This is a genomic window from Nitratireductor pacificus pht-3B (genome assembly GCF_000300335.1).
GTDB classification, from domain to species: domain Bacteria; phylum Pseudomonadota; class Alphaproteobacteria; order Rhizobiales; family Rhizobiaceae; genus Nitratireductor; species Nitratireductor pacificus.
On the sequence record NZ_AMRM01000009.1, the window covers coordinates 139,729 to 159,185 of the forward strand.

At 66.6% G+C, this 19,457-nt stretch carries 20 protein-coding genes; 7 read left to right on the plus strand and 13 right to left on the minus strand.

Annotation, left to right across the window (positions count from 1 at the left end):
- Positions 1-79 precede the first annotated feature (79 nt).
- The 4 genes from NA2_RS10090 to tesB all read right to left on the minus strand — a co-directional run bounded on the left by NA2_RS10090 (position 80) and on the right by tesB (position 5,759).
- Positions 80-2,629 (minus strand): DNA translocase FtsK, encoded by a 2,550-nt coding sequence (locus NA2_RS10090; RefSeq protein ID WP_040677445.1) that lies wholly within the window; start codon positions 2,627-2,629, stop codon positions 80-82.
- A 334-nt stretch (positions 2,630-2,963) separates the two neighbouring features.
- A complete protein-coding gene (amt, locus tag NA2_RS10095) occupies positions 2,964-4,310 on the minus strand; it encodes an ammonium transporter (protein WP_008596605.1) in 1,347 nt (448 codons plus the stop codon).
- 27 nt (positions 4,311-4,337) lie between these two features.
- Positions 4,338-4,676: a P-II family nitrogen regulator gene (locus NA2_RS10100; protein ID WP_008596606.1), complete on the minus strand. Its 339-nt coding sequence runs from the start codon at positions 4,674-4,676 to the stop codon at positions 4,338-4,340.
- A gap of 219 nt (positions 4,677-4,895) precedes the next feature.
- The gene (tesB, locus tag NA2_RS10105) at positions 4,896-5,759 is read right to left on the minus strand and encodes an acyl-CoA thioesterase II (protein ID WP_008596607.1); all 864 of its coding nucleotides are present in this window, start codon (positions 5,757-5,759) and stop codon (positions 4,896-4,898) included.
- A gap of 123 nt (positions 5,760-5,882) precedes the next feature.
- Here tesB and NA2_RS10110 point away from each other — a divergent pair, with 123 nt between their 5' ends.
- The 3 genes from NA2_RS10110 to NA2_RS10120 all read left to right on the plus strand — a co-directional run bounded on the left by NA2_RS10110 (position 5,883) and on the right by NA2_RS10120 (position 8,903).
- Positions 5,883-7,133, plus strand: a complete 1,251-nt coding sequence (locus NA2_RS10110; RefSeq protein ID WP_008596608.1) for a ubiquinone biosynthesis hydroxylase — start codon at positions 5,883-5,885, stop codon at positions 7,131-7,133.
- An 82-nt stretch (positions 7,134-7,215) separates the two neighbouring features.
- Positions 7,216-7,659 (plus strand): OsmC family protein, encoded by a 444-nt coding sequence (locus NA2_RS10115; protein WP_040677448.1) that lies wholly within the window; start codon positions 7,216-7,218, stop codon positions 7,657-7,659.
- 128 nt (positions 7,660-7,787) lie between these two features.
- The gene (locus NA2_RS10120; RefSeq protein WP_008596611.1) at positions 7,788-8,903 is read left to right on the plus strand and encodes a Glu/Leu/Phe/Val family dehydrogenase; all 1,116 of its coding nucleotides are present in this window, start codon (positions 7,788-7,790) and stop codon (positions 8,901-8,903) included.
- Positions 8,904-9,114: 211 nt separating this feature from the next.
- Here the strand turns inward: NA2_RS10120 and msrA are convergent, their stop codons facing one another.
- Positions 9,115-9,759, minus strand: a complete 645-nt coding sequence (msrA, locus tag NA2_RS10125) for a peptide-methionine (S)-S-oxide reductase MsrA (RefSeq protein ID WP_008596612.1) — start codon at positions 9,757-9,759, stop codon at positions 9,115-9,117.
- Positions 9,760-9,928: 169 nt separating this feature from the next.
- Between msrA and NA2_RS10130 the strand changes: the two genes are divergently transcribed.
- A complete protein-coding gene (locus NA2_RS10130) occupies positions 9,929-11,242 on the plus strand; it encodes an MFS transporter (protein WP_008596614.1) in 1,314 nt (437 codons plus the stop codon).
- A gap of 99 nt (positions 11,243-11,341) precedes the next feature.
- On the opposite strand, the gene NA2_RS10135 is transcribed toward NA2_RS10130, so the two are convergent.
- The 6 genes from NA2_RS10135 to NA2_RS10160 all read right to left on the minus strand — a co-directional run bounded on the left by NA2_RS10135 (position 11,342) and on the right by NA2_RS10160 (position 15,941).
- Positions 11,342-12,121, minus strand: a complete 780-nt coding sequence (locus NA2_RS10135) for a succinate dehydrogenase iron-sulfur subunit (RefSeq protein ID WP_008596616.1) — start codon at positions 12,119-12,121, stop codon at positions 11,342-11,344.
- A gap of 12 nt (positions 12,122-12,133) precedes the next feature.
- On the minus strand, positions 12,134-13,966 hold the full coding sequence (gene sdhA / locus NA2_RS10140) for a succinate dehydrogenase flavoprotein subunit (protein ID WP_008596617.1): 1,833 nt from the start codon (positions 13,964-13,966) through the stop codon (positions 12,134-12,136).
- Positions 13,967-13,974: 8 nt separating this feature from the next.
- Positions 13,975-14,358 carry a succinate dehydrogenase, hydrophobic membrane anchor protein gene (gene sdhD / locus NA2_RS10145; protein ID WP_008596618.1) on the minus strand — a complete coding sequence of 128 codons (384 nt, stop codon included), beginning with the start codon at positions 14,356-14,358 and terminating at the stop codon, positions 13,975-13,977.
- 2 nt (positions 14,359-14,360) lie between these two features.
- A complete protein-coding gene (sdhC, locus tag NA2_RS10150) occupies positions 14,361-14,768 on the minus strand; it encodes a succinate dehydrogenase, cytochrome b556 subunit (protein WP_008596619.1) in 408 nt (135 codons plus the stop codon).
- 320 nt (positions 14,769-15,088) lie between these two features.
- A complete protein-coding gene (locus NA2_RS10155; protein WP_244423622.1) occupies positions 15,089-15,463 on the minus strand; it encodes a hypothetical protein in 375 nt (124 codons plus the stop codon).
- Positions 15,453-15,941 carry a GNAT family N-acetyltransferase gene (locus tag NA2_RS10160; protein WP_008596621.1) on the minus strand — a complete coding sequence of 163 codons (489 nt, stop codon included), beginning with the start codon at positions 15,939-15,941 and terminating at the stop codon, positions 15,453-15,455. The genes NA2_RS10155 and NA2_RS10160 overlap by 11 nt, the downstream gene beginning before the upstream one ends.
- Before the next feature lie 135 nt (positions 15,942-16,076).
- On the opposite strand from NA2_RS10160, the gene NA2_RS10165 reads away from it, so the two are divergent.
- The 3 genes from NA2_RS10165 to NA2_RS10175 are packed head-to-tail and all read left to right on the plus strand — an operon-like array spanning position 16,077 to position 18,620.
- Positions 16,077-16,439, plus strand: a complete 363-nt coding sequence (locus tag NA2_RS10165) for a hypothetical protein (protein ID WP_008596623.1) — start codon at positions 16,077-16,079, stop codon at positions 16,437-16,439.
- Between the two features lie 40 nt (positions 16,440-16,479).
- A complete protein-coding gene (locus tag NA2_RS10170) occupies positions 16,480-17,790 on the plus strand; it encodes a hypothetical protein (RefSeq protein ID WP_008596625.1) in 1,311 nt (436 codons plus the stop codon).
- Positions 17,787-18,620, plus strand: a complete 834-nt coding sequence (locus NA2_RS10175) for a COG3904 family protein (protein WP_008596627.1) — start codon at positions 17,787-17,789, stop codon at positions 18,618-18,620. The genes NA2_RS10170 and NA2_RS10175 overlap by 4 nt, the downstream gene beginning before the upstream one ends.
- A gap of 15 nt (positions 18,621-18,635) precedes the next feature.
- Here the strand turns inward: NA2_RS10175 and NA2_RS10180 are convergent, their stop codons facing one another.
- Positions 18,636-18,848, minus strand: coding sequence for a helix-turn-helix domain-containing protein (locus tag NA2_RS10180; protein WP_008596628.1), 213 nt, complete (start codon positions 18,846-18,848; stop codon positions 18,636-18,638).
- Positions 18,849-18,851: 3 nt separating this feature from the next.
- Positions 18,852-19,397 carry a DUF2975 domain-containing protein gene (locus tag NA2_RS10185; protein WP_008596630.1) on the minus strand — a complete coding sequence of 182 codons (546 nt, stop codon included), beginning with the start codon at positions 19,395-19,397 and terminating at the stop codon, positions 18,852-18,854.
- Positions 19,398-19,457 lie beyond the last annotated feature (60 nt).

A 19,457-nucleotide genomic window follows, 5' to 3' on the forward strand; every position in this document is an offset into this window, starting at 1 on the left:
GATAGCCCCCTACTGGGGCTGAAATTGGGCTGCCCGATGAACGATCCGGCCGGCATTTGCGTTCCGCCGGCCGCGCGCGTCAGGCCTCGTCCTGCTCGGTCGGCACGAGGATCTCGCGCTTTCCGGCGTGGTTGGCCGGACCGACGATGCCTTCTTCCTCCATCCGCTCGATGATCGAGGCGGCGCGGTTGTAGCCGATGCCGAGGCGGCGCTGGATGTAGCTGGTCGAGGCTTTGCCGTCGCGCAGCACCACCGAGACCGCCTGGTCGTACGGGTCGTCGGAATCGGCGAAGTTGCCGCCGCCGCCACCGCCGCCGGAACCCGAGCCGCCGTCTTCCTCGTCGTCGTCCTCGGTCACCGCGTCGAGATAGTCCGGCACGCCCTGCACCTTCAGGTGCGAGACGATGCTCTCCACCTCGCCGTCGGAGACGAAGGGGCCGTGCACGCGCTGGATGCGTCCGCCGCCGGCCATGTAGAGCATGTCGCCCATGCCGAGAAGCTGTTCGGCGCCCTGTTCGCCGAGGATGGTGCGGCTGTCGATCTTCGACGTCACCTGGAAGGAGATGCGGGTCGGGAAGTTGGCCTTGATCGTGCCGGTGATGACGTCGACCGAGGGGCGCTGCGTCGCCATGATGACGTGGATGCCGGCGGCGCGCGCCATCTGCGCCAGGCGCTGCACGGCGCCTTCGATGTCCTTGCCGGCGACCATCATCAGGTCGGCCATCTCGTCGATGATGACGACGATGAACGGCATCGGCTCCAGGTCGAGATGCTCGCTCTCGTAGATCGCCTCGCCGGTCTCCCGGTCGAAGCCGGTCTGCACCGTGCGGGTGATCACCTCGCCCTTCTTGTTGGCGGCGGCGACGCGCTGGTTGAAGCCCTCGATGTTGCGCACGCCCACCTTGGACATCTTGCGATAGCGGTCCTCCATCTCGCGCACGGTCCATTTCAGCGCGACGACCGCCTTCTTCGGGTCGGTCACGACCGGCGTGAGCAGATGCGGGATGCCGTCATAGATCGACAGTTCGAGCATCTTCGGGTCGATCATGATCAGGCGGCACTGCTCCGGCGTCATGCGGTAGAGCAGCGACAGGATCATCGTGTTGATGGCGACCGATTTGCCGGAGCCGGTGGTGCCGGCGACGAGTAGATGCGGCATCTTGGCGAGATCGGCGATCACCGCCTCGCCATTGATGGTCTTGCCCAGCCCGAGCGCCAGCTTGGCCTTGCTGGTCTCGAAATCGCGGCTGGCCAGCAGCTCGCGCAGGTAAACCGTCTCGCGCGTCGAATTGGGCAGCTCGATGCCGATCGCGTTGCGCCCGGGAACCACGGCGACGCGGGCGGCGATGGCGCTCATCGAGCGGGCGATGTCGTCGGCCAGGCCGATGACGCGCGACGACTTGATGCCGGGCGCCGGCTCCAGCTCGTACAGTGTGACCACGGGGCCGGGCCGCACATGGATGATCTCGCCCTTGACGCCGAAATCCTCGAGCACGCCCTCCAGCAGGCGCGCGTTCTGCTCCAGCGCATCCTTCGACAGCATCGGGTCGCGCGCCGAAGCCTTCGGCTCGGCGAGCAGGTGGAGCTGCGGCAGCTCGAACGCGCCGTTGTCGAGCAGCGAGGTCTGCGCCTCGCGGCGCACGCGGGCGCCCTCGACCGGACGCGGGGCGGGGTTGTCGACGCGCTTCTCCGCCACGCCGGCCCGGGCCGCCGGCGCATCCGGCGCCGCCTCGCGGGCATAGGTGTAATCCTCGTCGTCGTTGTCGTCGTAGGCGGCGGCGTTGCGGCCGAGCGTCGGCGTGTGCCCGAAGTCCGGCTCGACGCGCATGTCCATGTCGAAATCGTCGAACCGCTCGTCGCCGCCTTCCGGTTCATCGTCACGGGCCGCCTCGCGGCCGCGGCGTCCCGACTGGCCGAGATTGCGCCTGAAGAAGGCCTGCATCGAGAGCCACCAATGCGCCATGTAGCCGAGGATGACGAAGCCGCCATCGGAATCGTCCGCGTCATCGAACGGCGTCTCGTCTTCCGAATCGGTGTCGAACGCACCGTCATCGGGCCGGCCGAGCGCGCCCGCGCCGTAGAGAAGCAGCCATCCGGCGGGGAAGGCCAGAACCGCGGCGATGATGAAGCCGATCAGGCCGCCGGGATAGCTGCCGGTCAGTTTGGCGGGCAGCGACAGGAGCATGTCGCCCAGGACGCCGCCCAGTCCGGTCGGCAGCGGCCAGGTGGTGGGCGGAGCGAAGGAGCCGACCACGCCGGCGGCGATCACCGCGCCGGCGAACCAGGCGCCGGCGCGCCTGAGCGGCCGGTCCACGCTCTGCCCGACAAGCAGAATCACGCCCCAGAAGACGGCCGGCACCAGGCCTGCGACGGCGGCGAGGCCGTAGAACTGCATCGCGAGATCGGCAAAGACGGCGCCCGGATAGCCCAGCGCGTTGGTGACGGGATTTGCGGTGGCGTGGCTGAAACTGGGGTCGGCCACGCTCCAGGTGGCGAGGCTGCCGAGGGCAAAGACGACGAAGGCGAGCAGCGCCAGTCCCACCAGCCGCGCCGCCTGCCGGCGCAGGAAGGCCTGCAGCCCATAGGCATTGTCACCCATCGCCAAGAATGCAGAAGTCCCGGAACTCATGCGCCCATTCTCCGCCTGCGCGTTTCCAGAGCGGTTCATCGTTTCATGGAGAACGCCGAACCGCTCTGTCTCCTTGTTTCTCCGCATTTATGCGGACGTCTGGTGATCCCACCCGACTGCAAAATGCCTGAACGGCGCAACGCGCGCCGTGATTGCTTCGCGGGAACCCTAGCGAGGGGAAGGTTAAGGCGGCATTAACCATGCAGGCCGGGCGACGGATTTCTCGTCCCCCGGGATGTGGCAGATGGAGAAGAGGCCCGGACAAGCCGGGCCTCTTCGGGTGACAGCCGGCACGAGCCAACCGGCTGTCGAGCTGGATGCTTCGGGCCGCCGCTCAGCGGCCATGCACTGCGATGAACTCCGGATAGGCCTCGACGCCGACCTCGGCGAGGTCCAGTCCGTTCATCTCGTCTTCCGGGCTGACCCTGAGGCCCATCGCGGCCTTGAGGATCGACCAGACGATGAACGATGCCACGAAGGTGAACACCGCATAGGCGACGACGCCGACGAGCTGCACGCCGAAGCTGGCGTCGCCATTGGTCAGCGGCACGGCAAGCGTGCCCCAGATGCCGGCGATCAGGTGGACGGGAATCGCGCCGACCACATCGTCGATCCTGAACTTGTCGAGCAGCGGTACTGTGAGAACCACGATGATCCCGCCGACGGCGCCGATAACGATCGCCATGAACGGGCTGGGGGTCAGCGGCTCGGCGGTGATCGAGACGAGGCCGGCCAGGGCGCCGTTCAGCACGAAGGTGATGTCCACCTTCTTGTAGAGGAGCTGGGTCAGGATCAGCGCGGCGACCACGCCGGCGGCCGCAGCAAGGTTGGTGTTGGCGAAGATGCGGCTGATGTCGGACGCGTCGGCATTGGTGCCCATGGCGAGCTGCGAGGCGCCGTTGAAGCCGAACCAGCCGAGCCACAGGATGAAGGTGCCGAGCGTGGCGAGCGCCATGTTCGAGCCGGGGATCGGTGCGACCCTGCCGTCCGAAGCGTATTTCCCGTTGCGCGCGCCGAGCAGGAGGGCGCCGGCGAGGGCCGCCCAGCCGCCGACCGAATGAACGAGCGTCGAGCCGGCGAAATCCTGGAAGCCCATCGCGTCGAGCCAGCCGGTGCCCCATTTCCACGAACCGGCGATCGGATAGATGAAGCCTGTCAGGACGACGACGAAGATCAGGAACGGCCAGAGCTTGATCCGCTCCGCCAGCGTGCCGGAGACGATGGAGGCGGCGGTGGCGACGAAGACCATCTGGAAGAACCAGTCCGAGGCGACGGAATAGCTGCCTTCATTCGCGGTGCCGGCGTCCGGCCAGCCATAGGGGGCGAGGGTGCCGATATAGCTGGCGACGTCCACATACATCAGGCTGTAGCCCACCGCCCAGTACATGATGCCGGCGATGGAGTAGAGCGCGACGTTCTTCAGGAGCTGCATCGAGACGTTCTTGGTGCGCACCATGCCGGCCTCGAGCATGGCGAAGCCGGCCGCCATCCACATGACCAGGAAGCCGCCCATCAGAAAGAGCAGGGTGTTGAAGATGAACGCCGTCTCGGCGGCCGAGGCGAATTCGGGAGCCGCGGCTTCCGCGGTCTCCTGCGCCAGCGCCGGAAGGGACAGGGCGGCGAGCGACAGGCCTGCAAGCGCAAGGGGCCGGGCGGCGCGTGTAAGAACAGGATGTATCATGAGTTTCTCCATCGGATTGCGTGCCGCTCAGAGCGCTTCGGCATCGGTTTCGCCGGTGCGGATGCGCACGGCCTTGTCGAGGGCATGGACGAATATCTTGCCGTCGCCGATCTGCCCGGTGCGGGCAGCCTCGGCGATGGCGTCGACGACGCGGTCGGCCATGTCGTCCTCGACGGCGACCTCGACCTTGACCTTAGGCAGGAAGGTCACCGCGTATTCCGCGCCGCGATAAATCTCCGTATGCCCCTTCTGCCGCCCGTAACCCTTCACTTCCGTCACGATGAGGCCGTGGATGCCGAGGCCGGTCAGCGCGTCGCGCACGGCCTCCAGTTTGAAGGGCTTGACGATCGCCATTACGATTTTCATGGCAGTTCACCTTTGCTTTTGCGGGATCCCGCGGGTTGCCTGCATCGCCGGCCACCCGCAGGCGGGCCGCGACGGCAAAGGAGAATCAAATGCCGTGCCAGTTGCGCTTTCGGCGCATCATGTCGTTGTTTTAAATGGTATTTTCGCGCAATCCCGGTGCGATCCCGGTTGCGTTGCAATCGACGGCTGTCTAATTCTTAAGCAAATATCGGCAATTGCCTATTTTGTGCGCAAGCGCACCAGGCCTTCCTGCGCCACCGAGGCGACCAGCGTTCCGTCGCGTCCGTAAAGGCTGCCGCGCGAGAAGCCGCGCGCGCCCTGCGCCGAGGGGCTGTCCTGCGTGTAGAGCAGCCAGTCGTCCAGCCTGTGCGACCGGTGGAACCACATGGCATGGTCGAGGCTGGCCATCTGGATGTCCGGGTCGAAGCCATTGCGGCCATGCGCGAAGGTCGAGGTGTCGAGCAGCGTCATGTCCGACAGATAGGCCAGCACCGCCGCCTGCAATGCGCGGTCGTCCGGCACCGGGCCGGTGGTGCGGATCCACACGTCCTGGCGCGGCGGCAGCTTGTCGCGGCTGGTGTAGTGCTCGATGATGACCGGGCGCACCTCGATCGGCCTTTCGCGCGCCCAGTAGCGGCGGATGTTCTCCGGCACCCGGTCGCCGAACTCCTCGAGAAACTCACGCTGGGTCCGCAGGTTCTCCGGCGGGGTGACGTCCCGCGGCATCGGAAGTTGGTGATCGAGGCCGGGTTCCTCCTTCTGGAAGGAGGTGGACAGCGAGAAGATCGCGTGGCCGTGCTGGATGGCGACGACGCGCCGCGTAGTGAAGCTGCCGCCGTCGCGGATGCGGTCCACCTCGTAGATGATCGGCACCGCCGGGTCGCCCGGCCGCATGAAATAGCAGTGCAGCGAATGCACGTGCCGCTCCGCGTCCACCGTGCGCTGCGCCGCGACCAGCGCCTGGCCGATCACCTGCCCACCGAAGACGCGCTGCCAGGCCGACTGCGGACTGCGACCACGAAACAGATTGTGTTCCAACTGCTCAAGATCGAGTATGGCGAGAAGGTCTTGCATGGCCGACATAAAAGGGTCCCCTCCGGCGACTATCCTGTGCGCGCTGCTGGTTTCCAAGACGATGGCGGGCGTCAAGTCAAGGTAGGGCCGCCGGTCGGCGCAAGGTTGTAGAGAGAACAGGAGCGAATCGTCATGGCCAAGACTACGGGCACAAGGGACGGCGCCGCGCGCGCGGTGGACATCCTGATCGCCGGCGCCGGCTATGTGGGTCTCGCCACCGCCGTCTCCATCGCCAGGTCGCATCCGCGGCTGCGCATCGCGGTGGTGGATGCCGCGCCGGAAGGCGTCTGGCAGCGGGACGGCCGCGCTTCCGCCATTGCCGCCGCCGCCTGCCGCATGCTGCAGCGGCTGGATTGCTGGCAGGAGATCGAACCCGAGGCGCAGCCCATCACGGAAATGGTGATCACCGATTCGCGCACCGCCGATCCCGTGCGCCCGGTCTTCCTCACCTTCGGCGGCGAGGCGGAGGAGGGCGAGCCGTTCGCCCACATGGTGATGAACCGCAACCTGAACGGCGCGCTGCGTGCGCGCGCGGCCGAGTGCGGCATCGAGATCATCGAGGGCGTCGCCGTCGAGAGCTTCATCGATGCCGGCGGGCATGTGGAGGCGCATCTGGGCGATGGAACCCGGTACCGTGCCCGCCTGCTGGTCGCCGCCGACGGCGTCCGCTCACGCCTGCGCGAGATGGCCGGCATCAAGACCGTCCACTGGGAATACGGGCAGTCCGGCATCGTCTGCACCGTGGCGCATGAGCGCCCGCATCATGGCCGGGCGGAAGAGCATTTCCTGCCTGCCGGCCCCTTCGCCACCCTGCCGCTCAAGGGCAACCGCTCGTCCATCGTCTGGACCGAGCGCACCGCCGACGCGGAACGGCTGGTGAAGGAAGACGACCTCGTCTTCGAGCAGGAGCTGGAACTGCGCTTCGGCCTCAAGCTCGGTGAGATCCGCGTCGAGGGCCAGCGCCGCGCCTGGCCGCTCGGCCTGACGCTGGCGCGCGACTTCGTCAAGCCGCGCTTCGCGCTGGCGGGCGACGCGGCCCACGGCATCCATCCGATCGCCGGACAGGGCCTCAATCTCGGATTCAAGGATGCCGCCGCGCTGGCCGAGGTGATCGTCGAGGCGGAGCGGCTCGGCGAGGATATCGGCGCGCTCAACGTGCTGCAGCGCTACGAACGCTGGCGGCGCTTCGACACGGTGCAGATGGGCGTCACGACCGATGTGCTGAACCGGCTTTTCTCCAACGATCTCATGCCCGTGCGAGCCCTGCGCGATTTCGGCCTCGGACTGGTTGAACGAATGCCGGGCATGAAGCGTTACTTCATCCAGCAGGCCTCGGGCCTGTCGGCCGGAACGCCGCGCCTGTTGCGGGGCGAGGCCATCTAGGGGCAAGGCCGATCAAGCAAGATTAACGGGCCCTGACCCTGACTTTTATCCCGAAGACACTATTTCCAGAATGGAGAAGACCATGGCTACCGAACGGCATGCGAACGTCACTTGGAAGGGTTCCCTGGTAGAGGGCGCGGGCAGCCTCGACACGCAGAGCGGGGCGCTGAAGGGCCTGCCGCTGGGCTTCAAGGCCCGCTTCAAGGACGAGAGCGGGACATCCGGCACCAATCCCGAGGAGCTGATCGCCGGTGCCCATGCCGGCTGCTTTGCCATGCAGCTCTCGCACATGCTGGCCGAAGGCGGAACGCCGGCCGAAAAGCTGGACGTGCGCGCCGACGTCTCGCTCCAGCCGGCTGAGGGCGGCGGCTTCGAGATCGTGAAGAGCGCGCTGACGCTGGTCGGCAAGGTGCCGGGCCTCGCGGAGGACAAGTTTCTCGAGGTCGCCAACAAGGCCAAGGCCTCGTGCCCGGTTTCAAAGGCGCTCGGCGCGATCGAGATCACGCTGGACGCCAGATACGGCTGACGACAGATTTGCGATGAAATCCGTCGGCCGGCGCAATGGAAGGTCGTTCGATGGGCAGACTTCGCAACCAAAAACCGCGCGATGCAGCTAAAATTCCCTTACGAAACAAGTCGTTCGGGAGGAATGGCATGCTGCAGACCCACGCGCCGCGAACCGTCAGGGTTCCGGTGGAAAACACCACGCTGACGATCACCGACATCACCGCCGATGCCGCCGGGCTGGACGCGTTCGACAATCACGAGCGCGTCTGGCACGGGCGCGATACGGTGCGCGGCCTGAACGCCATCGTCGCCATTCACAACACGGCGCTCGGCCCCGGCCTCGGCGGCACCCGCGTGTGGCCGCACGAGACCTTCGAGGCGGCGCTCACCGACGTGCTGCGCCTGTCGCGCGGCATGACCTTCAAGTCGGCCATCGCCGGGATGGATTTCGGCGGCGGCAAGGCGCTGATCATTGCCAACTCGAAGACCGACAAGACCCCGGCCCTGCTGGAAGCCTATGCGGAGATGCTGGCCGCGCTCGACGGGCAGTACTACACGGGCGAGGATGTCGGCTTCACCGTCGCCGACGCCGATTTCCTGCGCGCCCGGACGCCCAACGTCACCGGCACCACGGTCGGCGGCAGCGGCAATCCCTCGCCCGTCACCGCCCATGGCGTGTTTCTCGGGGTGAAGGCGGCGCTGAAGCATCGCGGCATCGACAGGCTCGAGGGGGTGCATGTGGCGGTGCAGGGCCTCGGCTCGGTCGGCTGGACGCTCTGCGAGAAGCTTGCCGCCGAGGGCGCGCGGCTGACCGTGACCGATATCGACGATGCGCGCATCCGCCAGGCGGTGGAGGCCTTCGGCGCGACGGGCGTCGCGACCGATGCCATTCTCCCGGTGCCGGCGCAGGTCTTCGCGCCCTGTGCGCTGGGCGGTGTCCTTTCCGCCGAAACGATTCCCGCGCTCGGCGCGAAGATCGTGGCAGGCGCCGCCAACAACCAGCTCGCGAGGCACGAGGACGCGCGGCTGCTGATGGAACGCGGCGTTCTCTACGCGCCGGACTACGTCATCAATGCGGGCGGCCTGCTGAACGTCGCGGCGGAGCTGGCGCCCGGCGGCTATGACCGGGATGCAACCATGGAGAAGGTTGCGAAGATCCCCGACACGCTGGCCGACATCTTCCGGCGCGCCGAGGAACAGAACCGCCCGACCAACGACATCGCGTCCGAGATCGCCGACGAACGCATCGCCGCAAGGCGGTAGGTGTGTGGGGGGGGCGAGAGCCGCCGCCTGCGGATCGGTGGTTCAGGCATGGATGCCCGGCTCGCGGGCCGGGCATGACGAATTGTGGGAAAGGGTGGCGCAGGTCTCCCGCCTCGGCGATTGACATCATCACCTCCTGCCGCTCGTCATCCTCGGGGCCCGATCCGAGGATCCATGCCTCAAGGGCCAATCAGCAGCAAAGCCGCCGCGGCTACTTCCCTATGCCGGTGAAGGCCGCTTCGCCCCAGACCTGGCGGACCCGCGCGTCGCGGCCGCAGCCCTGGCGGTATCCCTTGTAGGCGTCCTTCTTCTTCACCAGCCCGAAGCGGGAAAGGATGCGCTCGTCGCTCCGGTAATAGTCCTGGTGGTAGTCTTCCGCCGGCCAGAAGGTCGCGGCCGGCAGCACCGGCGTCACCACCTTGCCGCTGAGCGCCGCGTCGGCATCGCTTTTCGCCTTCTCGGCCGCTGTCTTCTGCGCGTCGTCCAGGGCGTAGATTGCGGTCGAGTAGCTTTCGCCCCGGTCGCAGAACTGGCCGCCGGCGTCGGTCGGATCGACGGTCCGGAAGAAGATCTCGGCCAGGCGCTCGTAGCTCACTTTCGAATCGTCGAAATCGATCTTCACCACTTCGCGGTGGCCGCCCGACGAATAGTTGCGATAGGTGGGGTTCTGCGTCGCGCCGCCGGCATAGCCGGAGACCGTCGAGACCACCCCCGGAACCTTGTCGAAATCCGCCTCTACGCACCAGAAGCAGCCGCCGGCGAAGATGGCCGATCTGATTTCGGCAAGGGAAGGTTGTGTGCCGCCCGCGAGGATGGCGGAGGAAAACGCTGCAGCCAGGAACGAACGTCGCGTCATAAGGGTCTCTCCTGTGTTCAGGAGAGACCTACCCTGCGGGGCAGTGAATTCAAATCAAGCTGTTACACGCTTGCGTGAGGGAAGATCCATCGGGCCGTCAGGTCACCCATGGACTCATGGCCGATAGGTGGGCAGACTTCCGCACGAAACGATATGTGCGTGATGGGCGATGCTCGATATTCTCAGAAACAGGACCTACAGCCGGCTGTTTGCCGCGCAAGTGATCGCGCTGCTGGGCACGGGGCTGATGACCGTCGCGCTCGGCCTTCTGGCCTATGACATCGCCGGTGCCAATGCGGGCGCTGTGCTGGGCACCGCACTTGCCATCAAGATGATCGCATATGTCGGTGTCGCTCCTGTGGCGCAGGCACTGGCCGACAATCTACCCCGTCGTTCGCTTCTCGTGTCGCTCGATCTTGCTCGCGCGGCCGTCGCCCTGTCACTGCCCTTCATCACGGAAGTCTGGCAGATCTACGCCCTGATCTTCCTGCTGCAGGTGGCCTCGGCAAGTTTCACCCCGAGCTTTCAGGCGGTCATTCCCGATATCCTCCCGGATGAAAAGGACTATACCCGCGCCCTTTCCCTGTCGCGCTTGGCGTACGATCTCGAGAATCTCATTTCGCCGATGCTCGCGGCGGCGCTCCTGACCGTTATCGGATTCCACTATCTGTTTGCGGGGACGGTCGCAGGCTTCCTGATCTCCGCCGCGCTGATCGTCAGCATCACGCTTCCCGTGACGAGCGCTGCGAGGCGCGGCGGCTTTGCCGAGCGCACGACACGCGGCATGCGGATCTATCTCGCCACACCCAGGCTGCGCGGGCTGCTGGCGATCTGCCTCGCCGTGGCGGCTGCCGGCGCGATGGTGATCGTGAACACGGTGGTCATCGTGCAGGCTCGCTTCGGCCTTGGTGAAGTCGAGGTCGCATGGGCCTTCGCTGCCTTCGGCAGCGGATCGATGCTGGCAGCACTGGCGCTGCCGCGGCTGCTGGACAGGGTTGAGGATCGGCTGGTGATGATCGCCGGCGCTGCCGCGCTCGTTGCGGGAATGGTGATCGGCTCCGCGATCGATGGCTTCGCCACGCTGCTGCCGCTCTGGCTGTTTCTCGGAGTGGCTTACAGCACGGCGCAAACGCCGTCCGGCCGACTGCTTCGGCGCTCGGCGCGACCTGAGGACCGGCCGGCGATCTTTGCCGCGCAGTTCGCTCTTTCCCATGCCTGCTGGCTCGTCTGCTATCCGCTTGCGGGCCGCCTCGGCGCCAGCCTCGGGCTTGAAGTCACGTTCCTCGTGATGTCGGTGGTGAGCGCGGTTGCGGTTGTGCTGGCCATCAGGCTCTGGCCCGCCGGGGAGACGCCGGAAATCCCGCATGAGCATCCGGAACTCGATCCTGCCCACCCGCACCTGCGCGCGCATGGGACCGACGGGGCGCACCGTCACGCCTACGTGATCGACGATCTGCACCCCCGTTGGCCGCGCGCCGCCTGACGCGCTGCGGAGGGCACAAACAGGGACGAGCCGGCAAAGCCGGCCCGCGATCCATTGCTGCGAGGATCCCTCTCCGTCCCCGGGAGCAGGGAGATGGGATCAGACCCGCCGCTCGACCATCATCTTCTTGATGTTGGCGATGGCCTTGGCCGGGTTCAACCCCTTCGGGCAGGCCTGGGTGCAGTTCATGATGGTGTGGCAGCGGTAGAGCCGGAAGGGGTCTTCCAGATTGTCCAGCCGCTCGCCGGTCGCCTCGTCCCTGCTGTCGATCAGCCAGCGATAGGCCTGCAGAAGCACGGCGGGGCCGAGATAGCGCTCGCCGTTCCACCAGTAGCTCGGGCAGGAGGTCTGGCAGCAGAAGCACAGGATGCACTCGTAAAGCCCGTCGAGCTTGGTGCGGTCCTCGTGACTCTGCTTCCACTCGGTCGCCGGTTCCGGCGTCACGGTCTGCAGCCAGGGTTCGATCGAGGAAAGCTGGGCATAGGGTACGGAAAGGTCCGGCACCAGATCCTTCACCACCGGCATGTGCGGCAGGGGATAGATCTTCACCGAGGCGTTGATCTCGTCCATGCCCTTGGTGCAGGCGAGCGTGTTGGTGCCGTCGATGTTCATCGCGCAGGAGCCGCAGATGCCCTCGCGGCACGAGCGGCGGAAGGTCAGCGTCGGGTCGATCTTGTTCTTGATGTAGATCAGGCCGTCGAGCACCATCGGCCCGCAATCGTCCATGTCGATGTAATAGGTATCGACGCGGGGATTGTCGCCGTCGTCCGGAGACCAGCGATAGACCTTGTATTCGCGCAGGTTCTTCGCGCCCTCGGGCTTCGGCCAGATCTTGCCCTGCTGGACCTTGGAATTCTTGGGAAGGGTGATTTCGACCATGACTTCCTCGGCTCAGTAAACCCGCGCCTTGGGCGCGATTTTCTTCAGGTCAATGCCGCCGTCCTCTTCTTTCAGCAGCGGCTCGGTATGGACGGGACGGTAGCTGAGCGTGACCTTGCCCTTGGCGTCCACATGCGAGAGCGTGTGCTCGCGCCAGTTCTTGTCGTCACGCTCGGAGAAATCCTCACGCGCGTGCGCGCCGCGGCTCTCCTTGCGCGCCTCGGCCGCGTAAACCGTGGTGATCGCGTTGATCATCAGGTTCTCCAGCTCCAGCGTCTCCATCAGGTCGGAGTTCCAGATCAGCGAACGGTCGGTGACCTGGATGTCGGGAAGCTCGTTCCAGACCTCGGAGATGCGCTTGCAGCCCTGCTCCAGCGATTCCTGCGTGCGGAACACGGCGGCGTCCTCCTGCATGGCGCGCTGCATCTTCTCGCGCAGCGCCGCGGTGGGTGTCCCGCCGCTGGCGTGGCGGATGCGGTCGAAGCGCTCCATGATCTTGTCGCAGGCGGCCTCGTTGAGCGCCGGGATCGCCGCCTCCCGGTCGACCACCTCGCCGGCGCGGATCGCGGCGGCGCGGCCGAAGACCACGAGGTCGATCAGCGAGTTGGAGCCCAGACGGTTGGCGCCGTGCACCGAGGCGCAGGCCGCTTCGCCGACGGCCATCAGGCCGGGCGCCACCGCATCCGGGTTCTCCTTGGTCGGGTTCAGCACCTCGCCCCAGTAGTTCGTTGGGATGCCGCCCATGTTGTAGTGCACGGTCGGCAGGACCGGGATCGGCTCGCGCGTCACGTCGACGCCGGCGAAGATTTTTGCCGATTCAGCGATGCCGGGCAGACGTTCGTGGATCACCGCCGGGTCGAGATGGTCGAGATGCAGGAAGATGTGGTCCTTGTTCTTGCCGACGCCGCGTCCCTCGCGGATCTCGATGGTCATGCAGCGCGAGACGACGTCGCGCGAGGCGAGGTCCTTGGCCGACGGCGCATAGCGCTCCATGAAGCGCTCGCCCTCGGAGTTGACCAGGTAACCGCCCTCGCCGCGCACGCCCTCGGTGATCAGGCAGCCCGCACCGTAGATGCCGGTCGGATGGAACTGCACGAACTCCATGTCCTGCAGCGGCAGCCCGGCGCGGGCGACCATGCCGTTGCCGTCGCCGGTGCAGGTGTGCGCCGAGGTGCAGGAGAAATAGGCGCGGCCGTAGCCGCCCGTCGCCAGCACCACCATCTTGGCGGAGAAGCGGTGGATCGTGCCGTCCTCGAGGTTCCATGCCACGACGCCGGTGCAGACTCCGTCGGTCATGATCAGGTCGAGGGCGAAATACTCGATGAAGAACTGCGCATGGTTCTTGACCGACTGGCCGTAGAGCGTGTGCAGGATGGCGTGGCCGGTGCGGTCGGCCGCCGCGCAGGTGCGCTGCACGGGCGGGCCGTCGCCGAAATTCTGCATGTGGCCGCCGAACGGGCGCTGGTAGATGCGGCCGTCCTCGGTGCGCGAGAAGGGCACGCCGTAGTGCTCCAGCTCGTAGACCGCCGCCGGGGCCTCGCGCGCCAGATACTCCATGGCATCGACATCGCCCAGCCAGTCGGACCCCTTCACCGTGTCGTAGAGGTGCCACTGCCAGTGGTCGGGGCCCATGTTCCGGAGCGAGGCGGCGATGCCGCCCTGCGCCGCAACCGTGTGCGAGCGGGTCGGGAAGACCTTGGTGATGCAGGCCGTCTTCAGGCCCTGCTCGGCCATGCCGAGCGTGGCGCGCAGGCCCGCGCCGCCGGCGCCGACGACGACGACATCGAATTTGTGGTCGACATAGGTATAGGCGTCAGCCGCCTTTTGATCGTTTGCCTTTGTCATTACCAGGTTCAGCCTCCGAAGGAGATTTTCAGGAGGGCGTAGAGGGAGACCGCGCCCAGAACGAGGGGAAAGAAGATGTTGAGGATCAGCAGCGCGATCTTGGCGCCCTCGCCATGCACATAGTCCTCGATGACCACCTGCATGCCGAGCTTCATGTGATACAGCACCGACAGGAGCGCGAAGGCGAGAAGCAGCGTGATGACCGGGTTGGCGAGCGCGGCGCGGACGGCCTCATAGGGCGCGCCGTTGTAGACGATGACGAAGCCGATGAAGAAGATCAGGAGCGGGATGTTGGCGATCGCCGTCAGCCGCTGGTGCCAGAAATGGCCCGTGCCTTCCTTGGCCGAGCCAAGGCCGCGGACGCGGTTCAGGGGTGTGCGCATGTCGCTCATGATCACAATCCTCCGCGCACGGCGTAGCCGGCGATCCACAGAAGGACGGTCAGGATGATCGAGCCGGCGAGCGTCGCCTTGGCCATCTTCGTGGCCGTCGCCTTCTCCAGGCCGCGGCCGGTGTCCCAGACGAGATGGCGCAGGCCGCCCAGCATGTGGTGCACGAGCGCCCAGGTGAAGCCGAACAGGACCAGCCGGCCGAACCAAGAACCGTAGATGCCGTTGACCATCTCGAACGCTTCCTTCGAGATCGCCGCGGCCGCCAGCCAGGCGACGAAAAGGACGATGCCGAAATACAGGGCTGAACCCGTGATGCGATGGACGATCGACATCAGCATGGTCGGGATCAGGCGGTAGACTTGCAGGTGCGGCGAAAGCGGTCTGGCGTGGATTGTGCTGGATTTGCTCATGGCTTCCCCAATTCTCTAGAGCATCGGACCGAAAGATGGACTCCGGTTCCCGGTGGTTCCGATGCTCCGTCAATAGTTCAGATCGTCCTCGCGCGTCCGGACGGACACGCGGCGATCCAGCGGCACGGCCCGGTCCGTGTCGCGGTTGCGACGCTCGGCCCGGACCCTCCGACAGTCGCTTTCTAATGCGGTTTTTGCAGTGCGTCAAAGCCGCAAAAGCGTTCCGGCGTCGATATTTAACCCCCTGCAGGACAGGCCGGGAAAGCGCCTCATCGGCTTCAAACGATTGAAGCGATCGTTTTCCGGTTTCGCCGTCCAGATCAGCGGGTGCAGCTGATCGGCGTCTTGCCGTTCACCATCCACAGCGCCTCTTTTCCCTCGAGGACGACCGCATAGAGCGCCTCGCCGAAACGGGCGTCCTGTCCGGGCGGCGACGCGGGCAGGTCGAGGTCCAGTCCGCGCGGGCTGTGAACGCTGACGCGCGGTCCGTTGCGCTCGACGGTCATCCGCATGTCGTCCTCGCAGCTGTAGGTGACGGGGCCGCTGAACGCCGCGACGTTGCCGGCCTGGCCGGACGGGGCGGAAGCGGTGGTGCAGCCGGCGGCCAGCGCCAGAAGCAGAGACGCGGCGCAGATGCCACGGGACCCTGCCGACGATCCAAGACCCGGCGCGCCCATCGCGCCGCTATTGCCCATTGCCGCCGGAGCGGTCGGAGCCCGCATCGAAGCGGATGACGTGGCCGGTCCAGTCGGCCGGCGCCGCCACATGCTCGTAGAGCTTGCGCCCCTCTTCCGGGTGGCGCGGCGCATTGAGCGTCAGGCGGGCCCAGCCGCGCTCCTCCGCCTGGTCGGCCACCACGTCGACCAGGGCCTTGCCGATGCCCTTGCGGCGGTGATCATGGTGGACGTAGAGGTGATCCATCATGCCGTAGCGCATGCCCGTCACCGGCTCCGGCAGGTCGTAGAACAGCGCGAAGCCGACAAGCTGGCCGTCCAGATAGGCGCCGAGCATCTCGACGGCCCGGTCCTGCAGCAGGGTTTCGGCGTAGAACTCATCCGGCCGGCGCGGCGCGCCGCGCTTCAGCGATTGCGTGTAAGCGGCCAGCAGAGGCGCGAGGACATGAGCGTCCCGGAGGCGCAGCGGCTGGATGTCGATCTGGTGATTCTCGCCCATGGCCAACCCTTCCCCGAAATTAACCACATCTGTCAATCGCCATATTTGTCGACCATGCTCCCCGTGACAAAGGTTAAGAAAGGCTTAATGTATGGGCCGAGGGGGCCACGGTGAGCGATAAGGAGCTGTCGCGCCATGCCTTTAAAGTTCTTGTTCGTGGCTGCGGCGCTTGCTGCCGCCGCTTTCGCAGTACCGGCCCAGGCCGGCGGCTACGGCGATGCCCAGGGCGGCCGCGTCTATTCGGACGCCTACGGCAATCTGGTGATCCACAGCCGGGCGGGATACAAGCGCATCCTGGTCGGCAAGGGCCATATGGCCGACGACTATGCCGATCTCGGCATCGAGACGCCGCGCGTCGCCTATCTGCGGCGCGAGAGCGGCAAGCTTTATCTGCGCCGCGCGGAGCCGTGCAGCCAGGGCGTGCTCATCAAGGGGCGCAGCTACATGTACGGCCTGCCCGACGGTGTCCTGCCGGTGCTGACCGGCCCCTGCCACTGATCGCCCGCCGCAAAAGCCAGATCGAGCGACGGGAGACGTGATGAGCCGAGAGGCCGAAACCGCCCGCAACCTGCGCGCCCATGTCGAGCAGATGCAGACGATGACCCGCTTCGTGCTGGCCACGCTGGCGCTGGCCAGCGGCGTCTACACCTATCTCGGCGTGCGCAGCCTTCTCGATGGAACGGCGACGCTCGTCTTCTTCGCGGCCGTGATCTATTCGGCGGCGGTTTCCGTCGGCATCTACGGGTTCTGGACCTATCTCCTGCGCTTCCTGCCGGAGATGCGCGACGCCGGGTCGCGGATGGCCCTGTTCGGCGTGATGGCCATCGGCTGCCTGATGATCGTCGCCATGTCCTCCTGGCTCAACGCCGCGGCGCTGGCCGGTTCGGCGGCGGTCGAGCAGCATCTCGCCGAAACGCTGGAAGACTATACGGGCGATCTCGACCAGGCACATTCGAACGCGCTCGGCGCGCTGTCGCTGCTGCCGGACATCCAGCGCGCCTCGGAGCGCTTCGCCCGCCTCGCCGACGACGAGCGCAATTCCGGCGCGCTGACGGGCACCTCCGGCTCGGGCAGCGTCGTGCAGCTCCTGACACAGATGTCGGCACAGATGCGCGAACTGGAAAGCACGATCCAGAACTCGCGCGAGACGGTCGGCGACCTGTTCCAGCGCGGGCAGGAGCGGCTTGCCGCCATGCGCACGCTGGTCTCCGCGCCCGGACCGATCCAGCCGCGTTCCGATCGCTTCGCCGAGGAAGCGGTGGCTTTGGCGGGTGTCGTCGCATCCCTTGAGCAGACCTCCATCGCGCCGTCGGTCGCCCGCGCGGCGGCCGACCTGTCGGCAGGCTTCATCGCGCCGGTGGCCGACGGCAGATCCGCCGATCTGGCCGACCGCCAGGACGCGGTCATGGCAACGGTCCGCACTTCGGTCGCCACCCAGTCGAAGGCGCTGTCGGATGCCGCAGGCGAGATCCTGGCGCAGCCGAAAGTCGCCGAGCGGCGCTATGTGCCGCTGTCCTCGGCCGAGGCGGTCCTGCGCTATGCCGGCAATTTCCTGCCGAGCTGGGCGGGCGCGATCTCCATCGACCTTCTGCCGGCGGTGCTGGTGGGCATCATGGCGGTGGTCTACGGCACCATCCGTCGCGGTGAGGCGGGGCTGACCGACGCCGACCGCATCACCGCCGCCGACATGCTGCGCTCGCTCGAGCTGCACGACATGATCCTCGCCCACAAGAAGGCGGCGCAGGACGCGGAGGATGCATCCGAGGAGGCACTTCCGCAGGCAGCGCCGGCATCGGCCGAGAACATCACCCCATTGTCCCTGTCAGACCGCAAACGGCACGAACCATGAGCGACCATCTCGTCTCCTCCGTCGACGCAAAGCCGCGCCGCAACCTGCTCGCCCGCTATGTCAGCCGTTTCGACGACGGCGCGCTGATCCGCGCCGCCTTCGTCGGCGTGCTGATCGGTTCGGCGGCGGTGCTCGGCATGGATCTGCGCGAGCTGGTCGACCGCAATGGAGGCCTGTGGCCGAAGGCTGCCCCGCAGCCGTTCGAGCAAAGCGTGACCGTCCTGCCGCCGGTCGTCGATGGCGGGGAGGCGCGCCGGCAGTCGGCCGATCCGCGGCAGTTCGTCACCGCGGACCGGGAGGCGCTGCGCAACGCGGTGCGCTTCACCCTTGAGGCCGGCGGAATCCTGTCTGTCGAGGGGGCGATCGATCCCGGCGCCTCGGCCCGCTTCGCCGCCGAACTCGAGGCGCGCGGCGAGTATGTCTCGACCGTGTCCTTCAATTCGCCGGGCGGGTCGCTGGACGACGCCATGGCGATGGCCCGGCTGGTGCGCGAGCGGGCGCTCGCGACCCGCATCGAGGACGGCGCGCTCTGCGCCTCCTCCTGCCCGCTCATCTTCGCCGGCGGCGTGACGCGCGAGGCCGGCGACCGGGCCGCCGTCGGCGTCCATCAGTTCTATGCCGCGGAAGAACTGGCCAATCCGGCACAGGCCATGGCCGACGCGCAGATGATCACCGCCCGCATCTCCCGCCATCTGGCCGAGATGGGCGTCGATCCGGCGCTGTGGCTGCACGCGCTCGATACGCCGCCGCGCGCGCTCTACTACCTGACGCCCGAGCAGATGAAGGACTACCGGCTCGCCACGGGTCCGCTGAAACTGGCGCGGAACTGAGTTTCCAGCCGCAGGTCAGCTTTCGTCCGGGCGATACTCGAGAATATCGCCGGGCTGGCAGTCGAGCGCCTCGCAGATTTTCTCCAGCGTCTCGAAGCGCACGCCGCGCACCTTGCCGGACTTGAGCAGCGAGACGTTCTGCTCCGTGATGCCGATCAGCTCCGCCAGCTCCTTCGAGCGCATCTTGCGGCGGGCCAGCATCACATCGAGATTGATGATGATGGGCATGGGTCAGACGAAACCCCGCTGGTCCGCCCGCACGTCGGCGGCGACGGCCATCAGATGGCTCGTCATGTACATGATGCCTGCAATCAGCAGCGACAGCAGCTCGGAGCTGCCGAATCCGACCGCCAGCATCTTCTGGCCGGGCGGGTTGCCGAGGGTCAGGACCAGCACCATCAGGGCGCGCAGCACGATGCTGCCGCTCGCCACCGCGACGAAGGCGAGGCCGGCACGGCGCATCCAGCGTGCAGATTCGCCGGACAGGGGTTCGTCCGCGGCGAACGCCCCGAACATGCGCCAGACGCAGTAGAGCGCAGCGAGCAGGAAGCCGAGCTGAACGGCGATCAGCACCACCGTCACGCCGACCGACGACGAGGTCAGGGCGATGGGGCCCGTGATGGAAAGCCCCTCGCGAACCAGATGCGCGAAGCCCGTCGGCTGCACGAACGAGGTCGCAAGAGCCCACGCCACGCCGAGCAGGACCAGCGCGGTGCATCCCATCACGATGGTTTGCATGAGGCGGCTGAGCCGTCGCAGGCGGTTCATATCGGGCATTTCATTCTCCTTTGTCTTGAATAAATTATCATATTACAGTAATTAATCGTCGGATATCAT

Coding starts and splice junctions, on each gene's coding strand:
- NA2_RS10115 (WP_040677448.1), top strand. CDS start 7,216: ATGGCTACCGAACGGCATGCGAACGTCACTTGGAAGGGTTCCCTGGTA.
- NA2_RS10170 (WP_008596625.1), top strand. CDS start 16,480: ATGAGCCGAGAGGCCGAAACCGCCCGCAACCTGCGCGCCCATGTCGAG.
- tesB (WP_008596607.1), bottom strand. CDS start 5,759: ATGTCGGCCATGCAAGACCTTCTCGCCATACTCGATCTTGAGCAGTTG.
- sdhD (WP_008596618.1), bottom strand. CDS start 14,358: ATGAGCGACATGCGCACACCCCTGAACCGCGTCCGCGGCCTTGGCTCG.
- NA2_RS10130 (WP_008596614.1), top strand. CDS start 9,929: ATGCTCGATATTCTCAGAAACAGGACCTACAGCCGGCTGTTTGCCGCG.
- NA2_RS10180 (WP_008596628.1), bottom strand. CDS start 18,848: ATGCCCATCATCATCAATCTCGATGTGATGCTGGCCCGCCGCAAGATG.
- sdhC (WP_008596619.1), bottom strand. CDS start 14,768: ATGAGCAAATCCAGCACAATCCACGCCAGACCGCTTTCGCCGCACCTG.
- NA2_RS10110 (WP_008596608.1), top strand. CDS start 5,883: ATGGCCAAGACTACGGGCACAAGGGACGGCGCCGCGCGCGCGGTGGAC.
- NA2_RS10120 (WP_008596611.1), top strand. CDS start 7,788: ATGCTGCAGACCCACGCGCCGCGAACCGTCAGGGTTCCGGTGGAAAAC.
- NA2_RS10100 (WP_008596606.1), bottom strand. CDS start 4,676: ATGAAAATCGTAATGGCGATCGTCAAGCCCTTCAAACTGGAGGCCGTG.
- sdhA (WP_008596617.1), bottom strand. CDS start 13,966: ATGACAAAGGCAAACGATCAAAAGGCGGCTGACGCCTATACCTATGTC.
- NA2_RS10175 (WP_008596627.1), top strand. CDS start 17,787: ATGAGCGACCATCTCGTCTCCTCCGTCGACGCAAAGCCGCGCCGCAAC.
- NA2_RS10090 (WP_040677445.1), bottom strand. CDS start 2,629: ATGAGTTCCGGGACTTCTGCATTCTTGGCGATGGGTGACAATGCCTAT.
- NA2_RS10155 (WP_244423622.1), bottom strand. CDS start 15,463: ATGGGCAATAGCGGCGCGATGGGCGCGCCGGGTCTTGGATCGTCGGCA.
- NA2_RS10160 (WP_008596621.1), bottom strand. CDS start 15,941: ATGGGCGAGAATCACCAGATCGACATCCAGCCGCTGCGCCTCCGGGAC.
- amt (WP_008596605.1), bottom strand. CDS start 4,310: ATGATACATCCTGTTCTTACACGCGCCGCCCGGCCCCTTGCGCTTGCA.
- msrA (WP_008596612.1), bottom strand. CDS start 9,759: ATGACGCGACGTTCGTTCCTGGCTGCAGCGTTTTCCTCCGCCATCCTC.
- NA2_RS10185 (WP_008596630.1), bottom strand. CDS start 19,397: ATGCCCGATATGAACCGCCTGCGACGGCTCAGCCGCCTCATGCAAACC.
- NA2_RS10165 (WP_008596623.1), top strand. CDS start 16,077: ATGCCTTTAAAGTTCTTGTTCGTGGCTGCGGCGCTTGCTGCCGCCGCT.
- NA2_RS10135 (WP_008596616.1), bottom strand. CDS start 12,121: ATGGTCGAAATCACCCTTCCCAAGAATTCCAAGGTCCAGCAGGGCAAG.